The organism is Deltaproteobacteria bacterium, from assembly GCA_011375175.1.
Lineage (GTDB): Bacteria > Desulfobacterota > GWC2-55-46 > GWC2-55-46 > DRME01 > DRME01.
On sequence record DRME01000063.1, the window covers coordinates 75,701 to 96,428 of the forward strand.

At 66.1% G+C, this 20,728-nt stretch carries 18 protein-coding genes; 7 read left to right on the top strand and 11 right to left on the bottom strand.

Translation table 11 applies throughout. The features are described 5' to 3' along the window. Positions 1–368 precede the first annotated feature (368 nt). Positions 369–1,310 carry a MoxR family ATPase gene (locus ENJ37_05200; protein ID HHL39882.1) on the bottom strand — a complete coding sequence of 314 codons (942 nt, stop codon included), beginning with the start codon at positions 1,308–1,310 and terminating at the stop codon, positions 369–371. A gap of 268 nt (positions 1,311–1,578) precedes the next feature. On the opposite strand from ENJ37_05200, the gene ENJ37_05205 reads away from it, so the two are divergent. After that, positions 1,579–3,519, top strand: coding sequence for an aconitate hydratase (locus tag ENJ37_05205; GenBank protein ID HHL39883.1), 1,941 nt, complete (start codon positions 1,579–1,581; stop codon positions 3,517–3,519). 109 nt (positions 3,520–3,628) lie between these two features. Here the strand turns inward: ENJ37_05205 and ENJ37_05210 are convergent, their stop codons facing one another. From ENJ37_05210 to ENJ37_05220, 3 genes are all read right to left on the bottom strand, one after another. Beyond that, complete coding sequence (locus ENJ37_05210; protein HHL39884.1) at positions 3,629–5,056, bottom strand: Glu/Leu/Phe/Val dehydrogenase; 1,428 nt, start codon at positions 5,054–5,056, stop codon at positions 3,629–3,631. A gap of 153 nt (positions 5,057–5,209) precedes the next feature. After that, a complete protein-coding gene (locus tag ENJ37_05215; protein ID HHL39885.1) occupies positions 5,210–5,797 on the bottom strand; it encodes a carbonic anhydrase in 588 nt (195 codons plus the stop codon). Next, positions 5,766–6,188, bottom strand: a complete 423-nt coding sequence (locus ENJ37_05220; GenBank protein ID HHL39886.1) for a DUF488 family protein — start codon at positions 6,186–6,188, stop codon at positions 5,766–5,768. Before ENJ37_05220 ends, ENJ37_05215 begins: the two co-directional genes overlap by 32 nt. A 242-nt stretch (positions 6,189–6,430) precedes the next feature. Here ENJ37_05220 and bioA point away from each other — a divergent pair, with 242 nt between their 5' ends. Together bioA and bioD are read left to right on the top strand one after the other, a co-directional pair. Beyond that, the gene (gene bioA / locus ENJ37_05225; GenBank protein ID HHL39887.1) at positions 6,431–7,807 is read left to right on the top strand and encodes an adenosylmethionine--8-amino-7-oxononanoate transaminase; all 1,377 of its coding nucleotides are present in this window, start codon (positions 6,431–6,433) and stop codon (positions 7,805–7,807) included. A 21-nt stretch (positions 7,808–7,828) separates the two neighbouring features. After that, the gene (gene bioD, locus ENJ37_05230; GenBank protein ID HHL39888.1) at positions 7,829–8,539 is read left to right on the top strand and encodes a dethiobiotin synthase; all 711 of its coding nucleotides are present in this window, start codon (positions 7,829–7,831) and stop codon (positions 8,537–8,539) included. A gap of 91 nt (positions 8,540–8,630) precedes the next feature. Here the strand turns inward: bioD and ENJ37_05235 are convergent, their stop codons facing one another. From ENJ37_05235 to ENJ37_05265, 7 genes are all read right to left on the bottom strand, one after another. Then, entirely contained in the window at positions 8,631–10,466 is a 1,836-nt protein-coding gene (locus tag ENJ37_05235; protein HHL39889.1) for a sensor domain-containing diguanylate cyclase, read from the bottom strand. 244 nt (positions 10,467–10,710) lie between these two features. Next, on the bottom strand, positions 10,711–11,562 hold the full coding sequence (locus ENJ37_05240; GenBank protein ID HHL39890.1) for a methyltransferase domain-containing protein: 852 nt from the start codon (positions 11,560–11,562) through the stop codon (positions 10,711–10,713). Continuing rightward, positions 11,559–12,329, bottom strand: coding sequence for an alpha/beta fold hydrolase (locus tag ENJ37_05245; protein HHL39891.1), 771 nt, complete (start codon positions 12,327–12,329; stop codon positions 11,559–11,561). The genes ENJ37_05240 and ENJ37_05245 overlap by 4 nt, the downstream gene beginning before the upstream one ends. Next, positions 12,326–13,483, bottom strand: a complete 1,158-nt coding sequence (bioF, locus tag ENJ37_05250; GenBank protein ID HHL39892.1) for an 8-amino-7-oxononanoate synthase — start codon at positions 13,481–13,483, stop codon at positions 12,326–12,328. Before bioF ends, ENJ37_05245 begins: the two co-directional genes overlap by 4 nt. Before the next feature lie 16 nt (positions 13,484–13,499). Further along, positions 13,500–14,495, bottom strand: a complete 996-nt coding sequence (bioB, locus tag ENJ37_05255) for a biotin synthase BioB (protein ID HHL39893.1) — start codon at positions 14,493–14,495, stop codon at positions 13,500–13,502. A 270-nt stretch (positions 14,496–14,765) separates the two neighbouring features. Continuing rightward, a complete protein-coding gene (locus ENJ37_05260) occupies positions 14,766–16,091 on the bottom strand; it encodes a replication-associated recombination protein A (protein HHL39894.1) in 1,326 nt (441 codons plus the stop codon). 2 nt (positions 16,092–16,093) lie between these two features. After that, the gene (locus tag ENJ37_05265) at positions 16,094–17,422 is read right to left on the bottom strand and encodes an HD domain-containing protein (GenBank protein HHL39895.1); all 1,329 of its coding nucleotides are present in this window, start codon (positions 17,420–17,422) and stop codon (positions 16,094–16,096) included. A 692-nt stretch (positions 17,423–18,114) separates the two neighbouring features. Between ENJ37_05265 and ENJ37_05270 the strand changes: the two genes are divergently transcribed. The 4 genes from ENJ37_05270 (at position 18,115) to ENJ37_05285 (ending at position 20,678) form a co-directional block, all read left to right on the top strand. Continuing rightward, positions 18,115–18,750: a DUF4124 domain-containing protein gene (locus ENJ37_05270; protein HHL39896.1), complete on the top strand. Its 636-nt coding sequence runs from the start codon at positions 18,115–18,117 to the stop codon at positions 18,748–18,750. Positions 18,751–18,929: 179 nt separating this feature from the next. Then, positions 18,930–19,583, top strand: coding sequence for a nicotinate (nicotinamide) nucleotide adenylyltransferase (gene nadD, locus ENJ37_05275; GenBank protein ID HHL39897.1), 654 nt, complete (start codon positions 18,930–18,932; stop codon positions 19,581–19,583). Next, positions 19,463–20,056, top strand: coding sequence for a ribosome silencing factor (gene rsfS / locus ENJ37_05280; GenBank protein ID HHL39898.1), 594 nt, complete (start codon positions 19,463–19,465; stop codon positions 20,054–20,056). The genes nadD and rsfS overlap by 121 nt, the downstream gene beginning before the upstream one ends. 139 nt (positions 20,057–20,195) lie before the next feature. After that, positions 20,196–20,678: a 23S rRNA (pseudouridine(1915)-N(3))-methyltransferase RlmH gene (locus ENJ37_05285; protein ID HHL39899.1), complete on the top strand. Its 483-nt coding sequence runs from the start codon at positions 20,196–20,198 to the stop codon at positions 20,676–20,678. Positions 20,679–20,728: the final 50 nt, after the last annotated feature.

The window sequence follows — 20,728 nt, forward strand, 5'->3', positions numbered from 1 at the left end:
TCTTGTTATTCGGATCTTCGGCTGTGCCGGGAAGCTCGGCCCGCGCCAGGCGGGATTGTTACGCCTTTGCGGCCCGAGCTCCCCGGCACAGCCCCCCGAGGCAGCCGGCGCGGGCAGCCTGGGGGAAACTTTCTGTAGAAGGGCCATAGGCCCGAGGGCCACAGGCCCACGTTCCCCCCTCGTCCCATCGTATGTTATTCGGATCTTCGGCTGTACCGGGGAGTTCGGCCCGCGCCAGGCGGGGTTGTTACGCCTTTGCGGCCCGAACTCCCCGGCACAGCCCCCCGAGGCAGCCGGCGCGGGCAGCCTGGGGGAAACGGGGGTCTGAGACCCGTGGGTCCGAGACCCTTTACAAAAGGTTCTCTCAGTCAAAGAGGGACTTTCACGTCATCGAGGATCTCCTCGATGACGAGGGCCGCGTTCCCGGCGGTTTCGAGCTCATAGCCTTCGGGTATTATTCTGTGGGCGAAGACGGGGACCGCCAGCCTCTTTATGTCGTCGGGCGTGCAGAAGCGGCGCGAGCTCGCCAGGGCGAGGGCCTGGGCGGTCCTGTACATGACCATCGATCCCCTGGGGCTAACGCCCAGTCTTACGCCCTCGTGGGACCGCGTGGCCTCGACGATATCCATGATGTAGGCGGCGATGCCGTCGGAGACCCGCACCGAGCGGACGAGCGAGGCCATGGCGAGGAGTTCGTCGGTCGTCACCACGGCCTCGAGCCCTTCGGGGTCGAGCTCGGCCTGTTGGGCCTTCATTATGGCGAGCTCTTCGTCGCGCCCGGGATATCCCATGCGAAGCCTCATGGTGAAGCGGTCGAGCTGGGACTCGGGCAGGGGAAAGGTGCCCGAGTACTCGAGGGGGTTCTGGGTGGCGATTAGCATGAAGGGTTCGGGCAGGGGGTGGGAGACCTTGTCTACCGAGACCTGGCGTTCGCTCATGGCCTCGAGCAGCGCCGACTGGGTCTTGGGCGTTGCGCGGTTTATCTCGTCGGCGAGCACCACGTTCGTGAAGACGGGACCGGGTTTGAACTCGAAGTTGCGGGTCGCCTGGTTGTAGACGGTCACGCCGGTCACGTCCGAGGGCAGAAGGTCGCTCGTGAACTGTATGCGCTGGAAGGTGCAGTCGACGGACCTCGCAAGACCGTGGGCGAGGGTGGTCTTGCCCACGCCGGGCACGTCCTCTATGAGGATGTGTCCCCTTGCGAGCATGGCCGCCACGGCGAGCTCTATTATGGCGCGCTTTCCCCTCACGACCCTTTCGAGGTTGTCCACCAGGGCCGCCGTCTTAGCGAAGGCCTCGCTGTAGTCCATCTTTCCCCGAACTCCCGGAGCCGGTCCGCTTCCGGCCGGCCCGCCGCGCTCCATCCCTGTCATCATAGCCATCATATCCTAATCGGCCGTCGTCTTCACCCCCTTTAGGGCCGCCGCGGCCCTTCGTTTTTGGTTGACAAGCATTATAAGTTACTGTATCTTGATCGCCTTCCCGGCAACGGCCGTCTTCACCGACCGGGCGGCCGGAACTGAGAGGGTGGTGAAGGGGGTAGGGAGCTGACTCTCTTTTTCGAAAAGGAGGAAGAAAGTGGGAAAAAACATTACGCAGAAGATAATCGAGTCGCACCTTGTGAGCGGCGAGGCCGTCGCCGGTAAGGAGATCGCCATAAGGATCGACCAGACCCTTACCCAGGACGCCACCGGCACCATGGCCTACCTCCAGTTCGAGGCCATGGGTGTGCCGAGGGTGAAGACCAAGCTCTCGGTGAGCTACGTGGACCACAACACCCTCCAGTACGGCGGCTACGAGAACGCCGACGACCACAGGTTTCTCCAGACCGTGGCGGCCAAGTACGGCATCTACTTCTCGAGGCCCGGCAACGGCATATGCCACCAGGTCCACCTCGAGCGTTTCGGCGTTCCAGGCCAGACCCTTCTCGGCTCGGACAGCCACACGCCCACCTGCGGCGGCATCGGCATGATGGCCATGGGCGCCGGAGGACTCGACGTGGCCGTGGCCATGGGCGGGGGCCCCTTCAGCCTCGTATGCCCGAAGGTCGTGAACGTCTACCTGACCGGCAGGCTCCAGCCCTGGGTCTCGGCCAAGGACGTGATACTGGAGCTTCTGCGCCGCCTGAGCGTCAAGGGCGGGGTGGGCAAGGTCATCGAGTACGGCGGACCGGGCGTGGCGTCTCTGTCGGTGCCCGAGCGGGCGACGATAACCAACATGGGAGCCGAGCTCGGCGCCACGACCTCCATATTCCCCAGCGACGACGTAACGCGCGAGTTCATGGCCGCCGAGAAGCGCGAGGACCAGTGGGTGGAGCTCAAGGCCGACCCCGACGCCGCCTACGACGAGCGCATAGAGATCAACCTCGACGAGCTCGAGCCGCTCATCGCCAGGCCCCACATGCCCGACAACGTCTGCAAGGTCTCGGAGATCGAGGGGATGAAGGTCGACCAGGTCTGCGTCGGAAGCTGCACCAATTCGTCGTACCGCGACCTCATGCTCGTGGCCGAGACGCTGCGCCGCGGCGGCTACAAGGTCCACCCGGAGCTCGATCTCACGATCTCGCCCGGCTCGCGCCAGGTCTTCGACATGATAGCCCACAACGGCGGACTTGCAAGCCTCATCGAGGCCGGGGCGCGCATACTCGAGGCGGCCTGCGGTCCCTGCATAGGAAACGGCCAGTCGCCGCCCTCCGGAGGTGTGTCGCTTCGCACCTTCAACCGCAACTTCGAGGGCAGAAGCGGCACCAAGAACGCCGGCGTCTACCTCTGCAGCCCCGAGGTGGCCGTGGCGGCCGCCATCAAGGGCGTAATAACCGACCCCCGCAAGCTCGGCGAGGTGCCGGTGATAGACGTCCCCAGGGAGTACATGGTCGACGACTCGATGATCGTGCCGCCCGCCGACGACCCCGACAAGGTGGAGATAAGGAGGGGCCCCAACATCCAGCCGCTGCCGCGGGCCGACAGACTTCCCGAGACCCTCTCCGGCAAGGTGCTCATAAAGCTGGGCGACAACATAACGACCGATCACATAACCCCTGCCGGCACGTGGCTCAAGTACCGCAGCAACGTGCCCAAGTACGCCGAATCGGTCTTCTCGGCCATCGACCCCAAGTTCCACGAGAAGGCCAAGGCCGCGGGGGGCGGTTTCGTCATAGGCGGCGAGAATTACGGCCAGGGCTCCTCGCGCGAGCACGCGGCGCTGTGTCCCATGTACCTGGGCATAAAGGCCGTGATCGCCAAGAGTTTCGCCAGGATCCACAAGGACAACCTCGTCAACTTCGGCATCCTGCCCCTCACCTTCGCCGACGAGTCCGACTACGACGCCGTGGACGAGGGCGACGAGCTCGAGCTCGTGGGCCTTACGGCCGAGGCCCTCAAGTCGGGCGGGGACGTCATCCTCAGGAACAAGACCAAGGGCGCCGAGATAAGGCTCAAGCACGGCTATTCGCCCCGCCAGGTCGATATCCTCTGCGAGGGCGGAAAGCTCAACTACACCAGGAAGCTCAAGGCCGCCTGAGGGCGCCGGGGCGGCCTGCGAATGCCGCTGTGAAAGAGACCCCCGGCCGGTTTCACCGGCCGGGGGTCTCTTTGTCTCCGACGCCTTTCGATGTGACGGGAACGGCGTCTCAGTAGACGCCTATGTCGAGGTACGACACGGCTATCTTCTCGATCGCTATGACGTAGGCGGCCGTGCGGTAGTCATTGACGTTGGGGTAGGAGTTCTTGACCTCGCGGATGTGCTGGAAGGCGAGCCTCATCGTATCGTCGAGGCCCGACCGCACCAGGTCGAGTTCGTCGTAGCCGCGGTTGAGCTCCCTGAAGACCCAGTCGGGCATCTTTTTTCCTGTGGTCTCCTCGAGGGCGCGGATTATGTGGAAGCCCCGCATCTCTTCGGCGCGGCGGGCCATGCGGCCGAAGCGGATGTGGCCGAGGTTGCGGACCCACTCGAAGTAGGAGACGATGACTCCTCCCGCGTTGAGGTAGGCGTCGGGGATGATCGCTATGCCCCTGTCGTTGAGGATGCGGTCGGCGTCGAAGGTGACCGGGCCGTTGCCCGCCTCGGCCACGAGCCTCGCCTTTATGCGCGGCGCGTTCTCCTCGTCTATGACCCCCTCCACGGCCGCCGGTATCAGTATGTCGCAGTCCGCCTCGAGCACCTTGCGTCCGTCCTCCACGTAGCTGGCCCCTGGAAAGCCTCTTACCCCGCCGTTCTCGACCATGTAGCGGTGGATATCCTCTATGACGAGTCCATCTTCGTTCACCAGCGCGCCGTCGCGCTCTATGACGGCGATGATCCTGGCGCCGTCCTCCTCGGAGAGGAACTTGGCGGCATGGTAGCCCACGTTGCCGAGCCCCTGGATGATTATGCGCTGGTCGCCGAGACCTCCGCCGAGGTTTGCGGCCTTCACGTCGTCGCGGTGGCGGAAGAACTCGCGCAGTGCGTACTGGACGCCGCGGCCCGTGGCCTCGACACGTCCCCGCACGCCGCCGAAGTGGACCGGTTTTCCCGTCACGCAGGCCACGTAGTTTATGTCCTCGGGATAGAGGTGCTTGTACGTGTCGGCTATCCAGGCCATCTCGCGCTGGCCGGTGCCCATGTCCGGGGCCGGGACGTTCGTGGCCGGGCTGAGGAAGCCCTTGGTGGCCATCTCCCTTGTGAACCGCCGCGTTATGCGCTGCATCTCGTCGCGCGTGTAGCGCCGGGGGTCTATCTCGAGACCGCCCTTTGCCCCGCCGAAGGGGACGTCCACTATGGCGCACTTGTAGGTCATGAGCGCCGCCAGGGCCTCGACCTCGTTCTGTTCCACCGTCGGCGCGTAGCGGATTCCGCCCTTGGCCGGAAGCCTGTGTATGCTGTGGACGGCCCGCCAGCCGTGGAAGACCTCGATCCTGCCCTTTATCTCCACGGGGAAGTTGACCTTGAGCACGGCGTTGCAGCCCTTGATGGCGTCGGCTACACCCTTTTCGAGCCCCTTGATGCGCATGGCCTTGTCCACCATGCGGTCCACGCTCGTGCGGAACTCGAGCCCCCTGGCGCTCCTGTTCTGCGGCATGACTGCCCCTCCTTGAGTTGTTTTCTGCGGGCGGCCACCGGGAAGCGGCGGCGCGGCATTCCCGGCGCCGCCCGGTCTTCTTATCGGGAAGAAAGGACGGGACCTTGAGAAAGGCCGGGCGGTAGAGAGGCCTTGGGGCCTGTTCGGTCGAGGTCAGTCGGGCGTCCCGGCGCCTCCATCTTCCCGGAGCTCACCGTCGGACTCGTCGACGAGGTAGAGCCTGTCGTCCTCGACGAGGTAGAAGAGCGGCGCCGCCGTGAGTCCCGGGTAGATGGAGCGTATGAGGCGCACATCGCGCAGCACGGACTCCACGGCGTCGACCTTTCCGAAGCGCGGCGCCATCTCGTCGAAGTGTCTTCGCGCCGCCTCGGCGTCCCAGCCCCAGCGTCCGACGAGCCCGGCCACGAAGGCCTCCCGCTGGGCGGCGAGGTCCACCATGCGGCAGTCGCTGTGGCCGATGACGGCGAGGTGGTCTATGCCGCCCACGGCGAGGGCGTAGGAGATGGCGAAGCTCACGCCCGTGACGGTGCCTCCGCTGTTTCTCACCACGAAGGAGAAGTTGCGCGGCACGCGCAGCGTCTTGCGGCTGTCCATGCACATGACGGTCACAAGTCTCGGGGCCGCGCAGGGGGCGGGTTCTCCGCCCATGTTGTGACACCTCAGCAGCTCCCCTACGGGCGAGTGCCGGTAGCGCTCCGGTATCTCCCCTTCACGGCTTACGTTTATGAGCCTGTGCTTCAATGGGGCTCCTTTCAGGCCGGGCCCCGGCCCGGCGGCTCTTTCTCTCGGCGAGGTACTCGCCGAGCACGACGGCGCTGTTGCGCTCCCTGTCCCTGGCCGAGTAGAGGAGCGTCACGGCGGAACGTCCGCACCGCTCGAGGATGAGCTCCACCGCCTCCTCCCTTGCGTCGAGCTCGCGGCGGTAGCGCCGCCTGAACTCGGTCCAGCGCGATGGGTCGTGACCGAACCATCGGCGAAGCTGCACGGACGGAGCTATCTCCCTGAGCCACAGATGAACGGCCGCCCTCTCTTTGGACATGCCCCTGGGCCAGAGCCTCTCGACGAGCACGCGAAGACCGTCGTCCGCGGCGGCCTCGTCGTATATGCGCTTCACCCTTATCTCCACATCCACATTGTCCCCTGAACAACCTACCAGAAAACTGCGCCTCCCGCTACTGAAATCGAGAGCGTCCCTTCATGTCAACCCGTTTGGGCGGAGCGGTTGACAATCTGCGTGCGCTGTGGTACCCATAAGGAAACTCTGACTAACGACCCTGGGGGAACCGTGGGTCCATGACCCTTTGTCAAAAAGGTTCCCTCAGTGCAATAGAATGGAGTTTCCTCGATAGTCGGGGAAGTCACGGAGGTCTCGTGATGGCGAAAGAGAGGGAGAGCGGCAGGACCGCCGGGCTGCGCGAGCTCGACAGGGCCCACGTCTGGCACCCTTTCACGCAGATGCGCGAGTGGGAAGGGGATGAGAACATCATAATCGAGCGGGGCTCCGGCGTCTGGCTCATCGACACCGAGGGCCGTCGCTACATCGACGGTGTTTCGTCGCTGTGGGTGACCGTCCACGGCCACCGCAGACGGGAGATCGACAGGGCCGTGAGAGAGCAGCTCGGCCGCATCGCCCATACGACGCTGCTGGGGCTCGGCAGCCCGCCCTCCATCGAGCTCGCCCGCAGGCTCGTAGAGCTGGCTCCGCGGGGGCTCGAGCACGTCTTCTACTCGGACAACGGCTCCACGGCCGTGGAGGTGGCCATGAAGATGGCCTTCCAGTACTGGCAGCAGGCCGGGGGCGGCAGGCACAGGGACAGGCAGAAGTTCGTCGCCTTCTCGGGCGCCTACCACGGCGACACCTTCGGCTCCATGAGCGTGGGCGAGATAGACATCTTCGTCGACAAGTACAGGCCGCTCCTCTTCGAGACCTTCAGGGCGCCCTATCCCTACTGCTACCGCTGTCCGCTGGACCTGGACAGGGACGATTGCGGGCTCGCCTGCCTCGACGAGCTCGAGGCGATACTCAGGGACCGCCGCCACGAGATAGCGGCCTGCATAATCGAGCCTATCTTCGAGGGCGCTTCCGGCATGATAACTGCGCCCGAGGGCTTCCTCAGGGCCGTGCGGCGCCTTACGCGAAAGTATGGTATACTTCTCATAGCGGACGAAGTGGCCGCCGGCTTCGGCCGCACGGGCGCGATGTTCGCCTGTGAAAAGGAAGGCGTTTCGCCGGACTTTCTCTGTCTCGCAAAGGGGCTCACCGGCGGATACCTGCCCCTTGCGGCCACGCTTACGACGAGGAAGATATACCGGGCCTTCCTGGGCCGCTATGAAAGCTACAGGGCCTTTTTCCACGGCCACACGTACACGGGCAATCCCCTGGGCTGCGCCGCGGCCCTGGCCAACCTCGACATCTTCGAGCGCGAGAGGGTGATCGAGGGGCTCGCTCCAAAGACGGAGCTCCTCGGGCGGCTCCTGCGGCGTTTCAGCGACCACCCCAACGTGGGGGATGTAAGGCACGTGGGGCTCGTGGCGGGCATAGAGCTGGTAAGGGACCGGGCCTCGAAGGAACCGTTCCCGCCCTCGATGCGCGTGGGACGGCGCATAACCCTGGCCGCCGCGAGGCGGGGGCTCATAACGCGCCCCCTGGGCGATACGCTCGTCATAATGCCGCCCCTGTCCATAAGGCCCGGCGAGCTCAGGCGGCTTGTGGATATACTCTACGACTCGATGGTCGAGGTGCTGGGCTGAACCGCCCGGCGGGAGCAGAGGTTGAGCGGCCCGAACAGGATATTCTTCATAACGGCCACCGACACGGGCGTGGGCAAGACGTTCGTCACGGCCTCCATGGCCGTCGCCCTGCGCTTAAGGGGGGTGGACGTGGGTGTCATGAAGCCTGTAGAGAGCGGCTGCTCCGAGGAGGACGGCGGGCTCGTCCCCCACGACGCCGTGGTGCTCAGGAGGGCCGCCGCAGTGGACGACCCGCTGGAGCTCGTCTCGCCCTGCCGCTTCAGCCATCCCCTGGCGCCGAGCATAGCCTCAGGCCTCGAGGGCAGAAGCGTAGACTTCGAGAAGATTGTGGACTGCTGCGAAACGCTGGCCGCCCGCCACGACGTGCTGCTCATCGAGGGCGTGGGAGGCTTCTTCGTCCCCCTGGACGAGCAGAACACGGTGGCCGATCTCATACGGCTTCTCCGCGTGCCCGCCATCGTCGTCGCCGCCTCGAGACTGGGCGTCATAAACCACCTGATGCTCACCCTCTGCTGCGCTGAGGTGAGGGGCGTTGAGGTCAAGGCCATAGTCGTCAACCACCCCACGGCCATGCGCCTCGACGCGCCCGAGGACGAGAGCATCCACCACAACCTCGACGAGATCCGCCGCATAACCGACATACCGGTCATCGGCGAGGTCCCCCACATAAACGAGGACGACCCCTACGGTGCCGCCGCCCCGACCATCGGTGTCGACTGGATGCTCTTCTGACGCTTCTCCGGGGCCGCCCGGCGAGGTCGCGCCCCTTGCCGCCTCTCACTTCTGGCGGGGCCGCCCCGACGCGCGTTTGCGGGGGCTACGTTCAAGGGTCTCTTCGCCCCGCCGTCTCGACCCTGTTGCGTCCCTTCTTCTTGGCGTCGTAGAGGGCGTTGTCGGTCCTCGTTATGAAGGTGTCGATCGTGTCGCCGTCTTCGAGTTCGGCCACGCCGAAGCTCGCCGTCAGCCCCGGTATCTCCTCGAAGGGACCAGCCTCGATGCGGCCGCGCACCCTCTCGGCGAGTCTCACCGCTTCCTGCAGGCCCGTCTCCGGCGCCACGATGACGAACTCCTCGCCTCCCCAGCGGGTGAGGGAGTCGGACCTCCTCAGGGTCGCCCTCGCTATGTCGGCCACCGTCTTCAGGGCCCTGTCGCCGGCCATGTGGCCGAACGTGTCGTTTACGGCCTTGAAGTGGTCTATGTCGAACATGATGAGCGAGAGCCTGCGTCCGTAGCGCCGGACCCGCTCGACCTCGGCCTCCATGATCCTGTTGAACTCGCCGCGGTTGAAGGCGCCGGTAAGGGGGTCGGTGACGGCCTGCTTCTTGATCTCGCTCTCCATCCTCTTGCGCTCGGTGATGTCCGTTATGACCTGGGCCAGGTACATGGGGCTGCCTATCTTGTCGCGCATGAGGAAGAAGCTCTCGAAGGTCGGTATGGACTCTCCCGAGCCGGAGACGAGCTCGAGCTCTCCCGTCCACTGCCCCCGCTCGAGCACGGCGGGGACCACGCTATCCTCGACGTGCCCGCGAAGCTCCGGGGGATAGAAGGAGAGGAAGAAGTCCCCCGTCGCCTCCTCGGGCTTTTCCACCCCGATCATCCTGGCCAGCGCCGGATTCATGTACTTTATCCTGCCGTCGAGCGTGCTTATGACGAGCCCCTCGCCGGCCGTGTCGACAAACCGGTGGAAGAGCATGAGGGCTTCTTCGGTCTCCTTGCGGGCCGTTATGTCGCGGACGCTGAAGACGAAACGCAGCCTTTCGCCGCCCTCCATCCTGTCTATGCCGAGCTCGATGGGAAAGGTGGAGCCGTCCTTCCTCACACCGGTGGTCTCGCAGCTCTTGTCGATGATCCTGCTCACGTTGTAGGTCAGGTGATAGGGGACGCCGCCGCGGCTGAGGTAGAAGCCCGGTATGAGGAGCCGGATATCGCGGCCCGGCAGCTCGCCAGGGTCGTAGCCGAACATCTCCTCGGCGCTGGGGTTTAGCGTCTCTATCGTCAGGTCGTCGTTTATGGTGATCACGCCGTCGACGATGCTGTTGAATATGGCGCGCAGCCTCCTCTCGCTCTCCTGGATGCGCCGGTCGTCCTCCATGTGGATGAGCTCGCTGGCCGCGCGGGCGGCGAATACGTTGAGCAGCGACTCGGCGTCGGGTGCGGCGGACATGGGCCTGGTGTCCATGACGGCCATGTGGCCCACGATCACCCCGTCCGGCCCCTTGAGCGGTATGGCCCTGTAACTCTCTATGCCGTTGTCGCTCAGCCACCGGTCGTTGGGAAAGGCGCGGGCCACCGCCGAGCTGAAGTGCACGGCCTCGCCATCGACGACCAGGCCGCAGGGCGTGCCCTCGGTGTCGTACTCGAAGCCCTCGCCCCAGTCCCTGCCGGTCCACAGCGAGATGATGCGGCAGCGCTTGCCCTTCCGGCCGGCTGCGAGCTTGGCTATGAAGGCGTAACGGACGCCGAGCGCCGAGGCGAGACTCTTGGTGAGATTGTTGAGGAAGTCTTCGGAGTGGTGCGATGAAGTGCCCTGGACGAGATAGTGGAGCCGCTGGTTGGCGAGCCTGTAGCCCTCGGCCGCCTTCTCAAGCTCGGCGACCCTGCGCGTGAGCCTGGAGACTTCCTCCAGAAGCTCCCGCCTCGTCTTCCCGGCTTCACCCATCGTCTTCGCTCCCCGACCGTTCAAACAGTCGTAGAGTATATACGATCCTTACGCTCATTTCCACTCTCTTCGGGAAGAGGGCAAGAGAAAAAACACAACGCCCTGCGGATCATACCGAGTAATCAATTTGCCGGCGGCGCTCCCCTGGGGGGTCGGGCCGCAAAGGCGTAAAAATCCCGCCTGGCGCGGGCCGACCCCCCAGGGGAGCGCCGCCGGGCAGCCCGCGTTCCCTGTCCCTTAAGGCTCAGGCCAGGCGCGCCCTCGCGTAGAGCACGTTGTAGGTGGCAGGAAGGGGGCCGTCGCCGAAGCTTTCCTTGTAGAGACGGGCCGTCTCTTCGATGAGGCGCCGGGCGCCGAGTCCGGCCGGGCCGGCGGCGGCAGGAGCGAGGGCGCCGATCTGTTTGAGCGTGCGCAGGAGGTCGATTAAGCCTGCGTAGCGCCTGACCACGGGGCGCTCTTCAAGCTCCGCATACCGGAAACCGGCGGCGCGCAGCGCCTCCTCCACCTCCGGGGCGGCGGCGAAGTCCATGAAGCTTGTGCGCCCGGTCCCGCCGACAATCTCCTCGGCCGCTCGATAACAGCCGCGCAGCTCCCTGAGCGTGCCGCTTGCGAGCGTGGCGAAGACGAGCGTTCCTCCCGGCGCAAGCACCCTGGCCGCCTCGGCAAGGGCGTTATCGAGCGACGAGGCCCACTGGTAGGCGAGACTGGAGATCACCATGTGGAAGGCATCGTCCCTGAAGGGGAGGGCCTCGAAGTCGCAGGCCACCTGCGCGCCGCCCTTGCTCCGCGCCCTCTCGACCATGGGCAGGGCGAGGTCGCAGGCCGTTACAAGGGCGTCCGGCCGTCGTCGCAGAAAGGCCTCCATGCACCAGCCGGTGCCGCAGCCGGCGTCGAGGACCCGGGGAGGCGAGGGCGGCGCATGGAGAGCGGCCATGCGGGCCACGGTCAGGGCCGTTTCGTGCTGGAGCCCGCCGTAGCGCTCGTAGGTGGCGGCGGCCCTCGAAAAGGACCGTTTAAGGCGCTCGCGCGCGTCCAGTCCCCGACGGCACGGGGCCTCGACGGGGGCGCATCGCGCCGTTACTCCCTCATCTCTCATTGCCTCAGTCCCGTCATATCAAGGTGTTGCAGAAACTTGTTCATAATCTCCATGAATTCTTTCGGCCTCGTGAGAAAGGGGGCGTGGCCCGCGCCCTCAATCTCGGCCAGCTCGGCCCGCCTCAGCCTCTCGGCGAGGAAGCGGCCCGCGCCGACGGGGCAGACGCCGTCGCATGCGCCGTGGACGACGAGCGTCGGCGCCTCGACGGCGGCGAGTCTCCGGCGCAGGTCCGCCGTATCGAGGGCCCTGAGGGCTGCGAGCATGGAAGCGCCGTCGCGTCGGTCCTTTCTGCCGGTGTAGAGGGAGAGGAAGCGTCGCGCCCCGTCACTGGCAAGCTCCTCGCCGGTGAAACAGAGGGGGTAGAACCTCTCGAGGGCCGCCGCCGGGTCGCGCTCCACGTCGCGGATCATCCGCCTTACCAGCGCCGCCGACTGGCCCCAGGGAAAGTCGCGCCGCCGCGTAAAGCAGGGCGAGGCGCCGACGAGCACGAGGGCCGCGAAGCGCGCCGGCTCCCTCGCCGCCGCCTCGATGAGGACCTTCGCCCCCAGCGACCATCCGACGGCGACGAAAGGCCCCCCTGCGCCGGTGCTGCCGAGCAGCTCCCTCACGGCCGGCTCGAGCCCCGGCGCGCTCCAGGGCGTGGCGGCGCGGCCGTGGCCCGGCAGGTCGAGGTTGAGCGCCGGGCCGCGGGCGAGCTCCCGGGCCGCATCGTCCCAGACCCGCGAGTCGCAGGCCCAGCCGTGGAGGAAGAGAAAGGCCGGTCTCACGACGGAAGCCTCTCGACGACCCCCGTCAGGGCGGCGGCGAGCCGCTCGATGTCGCTTGCTTCGTGGAGGGCCGACAGGGTTATGCGAAGGCGCGCCAGCCCCTGCGGCACCGTGGGCGGGCGTATGGCCTGCACGAAAAAACCTTCCTCCAGGAGCGCCCGGCTCGCCGCCACGGCCGACTCGTTCGAGCCCGTGACGACCGGCACTATGGGGGTTCCGTCTCCCGGGGGCGCGAGGCCGGCGGCGGCGAGGAGGCCGCGCAGCAGGGCCGTGTTGGCGGCGAGCCTCTTTCTCGGTCCGTCGTCCTTTTCGACGAGGTCTATGGCCGCCATCGACGCGGCGCACTGGGCCGGAGGCAGGGCGGTCGTATAGATGTAGGAGCGGGCCCTGTTCCTCAGATACTCGACGAGCGGACGGGGGCCGGCCGCGTATGCGCCGAAGGAACCAAGGGCCTTGCCGAGCGTGCCCATCTCTACGAGCCTCGGGCTCTCGACGGAGAAGAGCTCCGCCGTGCCGCGGCCTCCGGGACCGATAACGCCCGTTGCGTGGGCGTCGTCGACTATCACCAGGGCGTCGTAGCGCTCGGCGAGGGCGACGATCTCGTCGAGGGGGGCTATGGTGCCGTCCATGCTGAAGACACCGTCCGTTACTATGAGCCTGCGCCTCGCTTTCGAGCGCCGCAGGGCCGCCTCCAGGGCCTCCATGTCCCTGTGCGGATAGCGCCGCAGCCGTGCCCGCGAGAGCACGACGCCGTCGAAGATGGAGGCGTGGTCGAGCCTGTCGCAGAAGACCTCGTCGTCGCGGCCGGCGAGGGCCTGGAGCAGCCCCAGGTTTGCGTGGTAGCCGGAGTTGAAGAGCATGGCCGCCTCCGCTCCCTTGAAGGCCGCTATGCGCTCTTCGAGCCTTGCGTGAAGCTCCATGGTGCCGCTTACGAGCCTCGAGGCGCCGGCACCCGCGCCGTAGCGCTCGAGGGCCCCGGCGGCGGCCTCCTTCAGGGCCCGGTGCGATGCGAGGCCGAGGTAGTCGTTGGAGCAGAAGAGAAGGACCCTTCGCCCCGCGATCTCGACGGACCGCCCCTGCGCTCCGGCAATGACCGGGGGGGTTCGCGCAAGGCCGTTGCGGTCGAGCTCTTCGAGCAGGGCGTCGAAGTCCATGACCCGGCCGCCGAGCTCAGTTGCGGGGCCGAAGCCCCATGTCGCGGACCATCTGCAGGTCCTCTTCCGGCGGGCTTCCGGCCGTGGTCAGGTAGTCGCCTATCATCATGCCGTTAGCGCCGGCCGTGAAGATGAGGGGCTGGAGGCTTCTCAGGTTCACTTGCCGGCCGCCGCACACGATTATGTCCTTTGCTGGCAGCATGAAGCGGTAGAGGGCGATTATGCGCAGGCACTCCCTGGGAGTGAGGTTTCGGGCCCCTTCGAGCGGGGTGCCCGGCCTGGGGTTGAGGAAATTCACGGGGACCGAGTCGACGTCGAGGTCGCGCAGCGTGACGGCGAGCTCCACCCGCTGGGCCCGGCTCTCGCCGAGGCCGAAGACCCCGCCCGAGCAGACGTAGAGGCCCAGCTCCTTCGCGGCCCTCACGGTCTCCACGTCGTCGTCGTAGGCGTGGGTCGTGCAGACCTCGGGGAAGAAACTTCGCGCCGTTTCGAGGTTGTGGTGGTAGCTATGGAGCCCCGCTTCCTTGAGGACCCTCAGCGTGCCGGCCGAGACCGTGCCGAGCGAAGCGCAGCTCTCGAGCCCCGTGGACTCCCTTATGCGGGCCACGGCGTCCTTGAGCACCGCCACGTCGCGCTCCTTCTCCACGGCCGTGCCGCTCGCCACGATGGAGAACTCCCTTGCGCCGCTGCGGGCCGCCCTGCGCGCGGCGCCGACGATCTCGTCGGGGGCGACCATGGGGTAGGTCTTGACGGGCGCGGAGTGATGGACCGACTGGGCGCAGAAGGAGCAGTCCTCGGCGCAGAGCCCGCTCTTGGCGTTGACGATGGAGCAGAGGTTGACCTCGTCGCCCTTGAAACGACGGCGTATGCGGCACGCCGCGGCGAGCACGTCGTCGAAGAGGCGCTCCGGCATCTCGGCGAGCCGGCGGCCCTCGTCGCAGGAGAGTCCCTCGCCGCTCAGGGCCTTTTCGGTGTATTCGTCCAGTAGTCTCAGCTCTTCGGGTCGTCTCATGGCCCATAGTGATACCACGGCGGGGAGGGTTTGTCAACCCATAGACTTGAAACGGTTGACGATGGTCGGCCTCTCCGACGGACAGAGCCTCGCAGGCAGGTCTTGTGCCTGGGTCTGCGGCCCCGGAGGGGGGCCCTTGCCCCGGAAGGGAGGGGGCCGGAAGGCAGGGGGGATCGGTCCGCGCCAGGCGGTTTTTTTTACGCCTTTGCGGACCGATCCCCCCTGCCTTCCGGTGCAAAGGCGGGGTTCCCCGGAAAAGACTCTCCCCGCCTACTTCTTCCCCCGTCTTGCCGCCTCCTCGAGCCGTCTTGCCATCTCCCTGTCGAACCCCCGGTCGGTGGGCTCGTAGTAGCGCCGGCCCCTGAGGCGCTCGGGTAGGTACTCCTGTTCGGTGACGCCGCCCTCGAAGTCGTGGGGATACTTGTAGCCCCGGCCGTAGCCGAGCTCCTTCATGAGGCGGGTAGGGGCGTTGCGTATGTGCAGGGGCACGGGCAGCGGCCCGTGGCGCTTCACGTCCGCCGCGGCGGCCAGGTAGGCCCTGTACGAGGCGTTGGACTTGGGGGCCGCGGCGAGATAGGTCGCTCCCTGTGCAAGCGCTATCCATCCCTCCGGCATGCCGACGAAGTCGACGGCCTCCTTGACGCCCAGGGCCACGGCAAGGGCCCGGGGGTCGGCGTTTCCCACGTCCTCGGAGGCGAATATGACCATGCGGCGGGCGATGAAAAGAGGGTCCTCGCCGGCCTCGACCATGCGCGCAAGCCAGTAGAGGGCCGCGTCGGCGTCGCTTCCGCGCATGGACTTTATGAAGGCCGATATGACGTTGTAGTGCTCTTCGCCGCCCTTGTCGTAGAGGAGCGCCTTCTTCTGCATCGCCTCGGCCGCGGCCTCGACGGTGAGCCTGCGCGCGCCGTCGGCGTCGGGCCCGGTTATGACGAAGGCCGTCTCCAGGCAGTTGAGCGCCGCCCTCGCGTCTCCCTGCGCCGCCCCGGCGATGAAGGCGAGCACATCTTCTCCGGCCTCGACCTTTTCGCCGCCCAGGCCCCGTTCCCCGTCGGAGAGCGAGCGCCGGAGGATATCGACTATCGCCCCGGCCGCAAGGGGCTCGAGGGTGAGCACCTTGCAGCGCGAGAGCAGCGGGGCGTTGACCTCGAAGGAGGGGTTTTCGGTGGTGGCGCCTATGAGCGTTATGGTGCCGTCTTCCACGTGGTGGAGGAAGGCGTCCTGCTGGGCCTTGTTGAAGCGGTGGATCTCGTCGACGAAGAGGACCGTGCGCCGGCCCCTGGCCCGGTTGGCCATGGCGGCCCCGACGGTCTCGCGGATATCCTTGACACCCGATAGGACGGCCGAGAACTGGCGGAAGTCGGCGCCCGTGCTCTCGGCGATTATGCGCGCGAGGGTGGTCTTGCCCGTGCCGGGCGGACCCCAGAGGATGAGCGAGGGGAGCTCGCCGCCCTCGACGATGCGGCGCACGAACCTGCCCGGGCCGGTCAGGTGCTCCTGCCCCTTGATCTCGTCGAGACTGCGCGGCCGCATCCTCTCGGCGAGAGGCGGCCTCACGTCCGTCTCCCTGCGTGAGCGTCCTTCAAAGAGATCCATCCCTACATGATACTACGACCGCAGCGCCGGCGCAAGGACGCCGCCCTGCGGGGGGCGCGGCCACACAAATCCTGCGCGGCGGCGTCGATGGAGTGGTAGGCGTTCTCGGCCTCGGCCTGGGCCGTGAGCATGGCGTCGAGCACGTCGTCGAGGTTGTGTTTGAGGACCGAGAACACGGAGGGGTCGAGGGCCCTTTCCTCCACCATGGCGTCGATGCACCTCAGGGCCATGGTGTTGCTCATGGCCTGGCGGTAGGGGCGCTCCTCGGTGAGCGCCGTGAAGACGTCGGCCACGGCCAGGACCTTCGAACCGAGGGAGAGCACCTCCCCGTCGTGACCGAAGGGGTAGCCGTCGCCGTCGAGACGCTCGTGGTGGAACGACGCCCAGGCGGTTATCGTCTCCAGGGCGGGAAGGGTGTCGAGTATGCGGAAGGTGTGGTAGGGATGGGCCTTTATCAGGTTCACCTCGTACTCGGTGAGCGAGCCCTCCTTGTCGAGTATCTCGTCGGGAACGGCGAGCTTTCCGAGGTCGTGGAGTCTGCCGGCTATCTCGATCATGCGGCACTCGCGGGGTGAGAAGGACATGGCGCGGGCAAGCTGCGAAGCGCAGGCGGCCACTCCGCTCGAGTGGGTGACCGTGTAGGGGCTCCTGAAGTCGACGACATGGGAGACGAGGCGCGACAGTTCGGAGAGCCCCTCGAGATCGAGCCGCACCGGGGCGGGGCGGACGCGTCTTTCTATCACCCGGCAGACGGAATGGGATACGACGTCGAACCAGAAACTGTCCCTGCCGGCAAGCGAGAGGAAGGCCTTTACGTGGCGGGGGACGAACTTCCCGCCCGAGCCCTCCATTATGCGGGCGCATATGTCGTCGCGCTGGCTCAGTATCTCGAAGGCCGGGTTTATGAGGACGTCCACGCGGTCGGCGAGGTGGACGATGAAGCTCAGCTCCGGGACCTCGTGGCCGTCGACGTGGGCGCCCGCGCCGTCTTCCCAGTCGACGTGGTGGCGGCGTATGACGTCGGCCACCGAGGAGAAGGGTCCGAAACCGTTGAGGAGCCGGTAGCCGGGCTCCGCGTGCTCGATGTCGCCGCAGTCGAAGCTCTTTACGGCGAGGCGCTCCCTGGTGGTGAAGGCCCCGATGTCGTGGAGCGCCCCGCCGAGTATGAGCTCGTTTATCCGCCCCGGCTCCAGGCCGAGCTCTTCGCCCACGGCCGAGGCTATACAGGCCACGCGCTTGTGGTGGTTCACGAGCGCCGGGTCTATCAGGTCCTTGGCCCCGCACAGACACATCACAATGTCGAGCTCGGTCACCTGGAACTCTTTTATCATGGAGAACCGCCCGCAGCTCAGGTCTTTTCCCGGAAGGGCGCCGTAACGCCGCAAAATCCTTCCCGCCCGATAACGTGTACCGCCGGCGTGATGTTAGCACAACATGAAAGCATGCTTCAAGAAAATTTAACCCCCGACGATATGGTATTAAGTAAACTCTGATTTATTGCACTGACTGAGGGAACCTTTAACGCCCTGCGGTTCATCCCGATTTTGCAAGCAAAATCGGGATGAACCGCAGGGAATTAAAAGTCTTTGAAGGGGGCGTCCTGCCCGCGGCGGCTGCCTTTGGGGGCTGCACCGGGGGTTCGGGCCGCAAAGGCGTAAAAAAATCCCGCCTGGCGCGGGCCGAACCTCCGGTGCAGCCGAAGATCCGAATAACATACGATGGGGCAATGGGCCTGTGGCCCTTCTACAGAAAGTTTCCCCCAGGTAATTGAAGGGGGCGTCCTGCCCGCGGCGGCTGCCTTTGGGGGCTGCACCGGGGGTTCGGGCCGCAAAGGCGTAAAAAAATCCCGCCTGGCGCGGGCCGAACCCCGGTGCAGCCGAAGATCCGAATAACATACGATGGGGCAATGGGCCTGTGGCCCTTCTACAGAAAGTTTCCCCCACGGTAATCAATCAGAGCTTCCCTAACCGTGGCGAATGAAGCGGCCCGTCTCGGCGGGCCTGGTTCAAAGGGAGGATGGGGCATGGAGTGCGCAAGGATATCTTTCGTCGGAGGTTGGGCCTTCTTCATCTTCGCGCTCGCCGCCGTCCACACGGCGCGGGCCGACTACTACATGTACGTCGACGACGGCGGCGTGGTCCATATGACCAACAAGAAGGAGGGCGTGCCCGAGAAGTACCGCGACAGCGTCAGGGTGGTGAAGTCGGCGCCCCCGCGGCGCAAGGCCCCGGCGAAAGAAAAGTCCTTTCCGGCCCTCGAAGCGCTGTCGAAAGAGCCGGCGGGGGAGAGCGCCGCGCGGGTCCCGGCCGGGGCCGTTTCGCAGGGGCCGGTTCCGGCGGCCGGCGCCGTGTCGATGCCGCCGTGGTGGGAGAACAGGTACGCCCGCACGGCGGCCGCTACGGTCCTCTTCGTGGCGGCCGTCTTCATGGTCAGGGCGTTGCTCTCCCGCTACGTCGAGGACCGGCGCATAGCCAGGCTTGTGACCATATTCATGGTGAGCGTCCTCATGATCTACCTCTTCAGGGAGTTCGCCCTCGAGAGCAGAAGACGCCTGGACAGGGCGAAGGAGTACGCCACGGCCGTAAAGGAGGGGATCGAGAAAAAGGAGCGCGAACGGCTCAAGGAGATGGAGCGCATGCTGGCTCTGCCGGTCGATTGAGGGATACGCCGGCGAAGCGACTTCAGCGAAAGCCTCCCTCCGGGTAAGAATCGGGGGCTTGCTTTGATTGACAGCGGGCGGCCCTTTCCGGTAGGATTTCCTTATCGCCTCCGGCTGACCGGGGGAAGGGGGGAGGGGGGAGGCGAAAAAGAGATGACGGGAGATCGACTATTCTCAATATGCGCCTTGCCGTCTTCGGGGGCACCTTCAACCCCATCCATTACGCCCATCTAAGGGTGGCCGAAGAGGCGCGGGAGTCGCTCGGGGCCGAGCGGCTCGTCTTCGTGCCTTCCCACATCACGCCCCACAAGCAGCCCTCCGCCGTTGCCGGCTCCGGCAAGAGGCTTCGAATGGTGGAGCTCGCCGTGAGCGGCAATCCGGCCTTCGAGGTCTCGGACATCGAGCTTCGCAGGGGGGGACGCTCCTTCACCATCGACACGGTGCGCCAGCTCAGGCGAGAGCGCGCCTGCGACACGGTCCTCATCATCGGCAGCGACTCCTACAACGACCTCGGCTCGTGGTACAGGACGGCCGAACTCGTCGCCGAGACGGATTTCGCCGTCGTCAACCGGCCGGGTCACGAACCGAGGCCGATTGACGAGGTACTTCCTGTTGAATTGGCAAAAGACTTCTGGTATGATGCCGAGGTCACGGCGTACCGCAGCGGCGCGGGACGCACCATAAGTTTCCTCGATACCACGATGCTGGCCATATCGGCATCGCAGATACGGGAGAGGATAGGACGGGGCGCATCGGTCAGGTATCTGCTGCCCGACGCCGTGATCGACTACATCAGGGAAGAGGGACTCTACGGCATGGAAAGGGGAGCTTGAAGACGAGCGGGTCGAGAGACAAGGCGGCGGCCATAGGGAGGCTCGCGCAGGACAAGAAGGCCGAAGAGATCGTCATCATTGAGATCGGGAGCCTCTCGTCGGTATGCGAATACCTGGTGGTGGCCGGAGCGTCGAGCGAGCGCCAGGTCCAGGCCATAGCCATGCACATAGAGGAGGAGCTGCGCAAGGACGGCGCAAGGCCGCTGGGCATCGAGGGCATGGGCGAGGGACGGTGGGTGCTCATGGACTACGACGACGTGGTGGCACACATATTCCTCAATCCCGTGAGGAGCCATTTCGACATCGAGGGGCTCTGGGTGGACGCGCCGTCCTACAGGCTCGAGGAAGACGGCACCCTCTCCGCCCGTCAGGCTCCGGGGCGGCGAAACGCCGCAGCGTCCGACCGCTCGAAGGAGGGGGCCGGCGGCGAAGAACTCCGGGGGACCTTCCCGCCTAAAGGCGGCGAGGCTTAAGGAGACACCTGAACAACCACCCTTGGGAGACCTTTCTGTGGAAGGGTCAAGGACCCGCAGGGTCTCGGACCCATAGGGCCAAGGACCCGCAGGGTCGAGGACCTACAGGGCCGAGGACCCAGAGGGTCAAGGACCCGCGTTGAAGATCGTCTTTATTACCGTCGGCCCTCCTGGACGGGGGGCGACGGCCGAGGCCGCAAAGGGGTATTTAGAGAGGATCGGGCGCTACGCCCCCCTGGAGGCGGGCCATGTGAAGGCCGCCCCCTACGGCGCAGGCGCCGCGGCCAGGACGAGGGCCATGGCCGCCGAAGGGGAGCGCATAGCGGCGCGGATAAGGCCCGGCGACTACGTGGTCGTGCTCGACGAGAAGGGGAGGACCTTCACGTCGAGTGAGTTTGCGGCGGTCATCGGCAGACTGGCGGGCGGGGGAACGCCCGGCGTAAAGAGGGTGGTCTTCGTCGTCGGCGGGGCCTACGGCCTCGACGAGACGGTAAAGGGGCGGGCCGACCTGCTGTGGTCGCTCACGCCCATGACGCTGCCCCACGAGCTTGCGCTCCTCGTGGCGGCCGAGCAGGTCTACAGGGCTTTCACCATAATGAGAGGGGAGCCCTACTCGCACTGACCGTCACGGACGGACGGCCGTCACGGACCGCCGGGGAGAGGGGCTTGCGC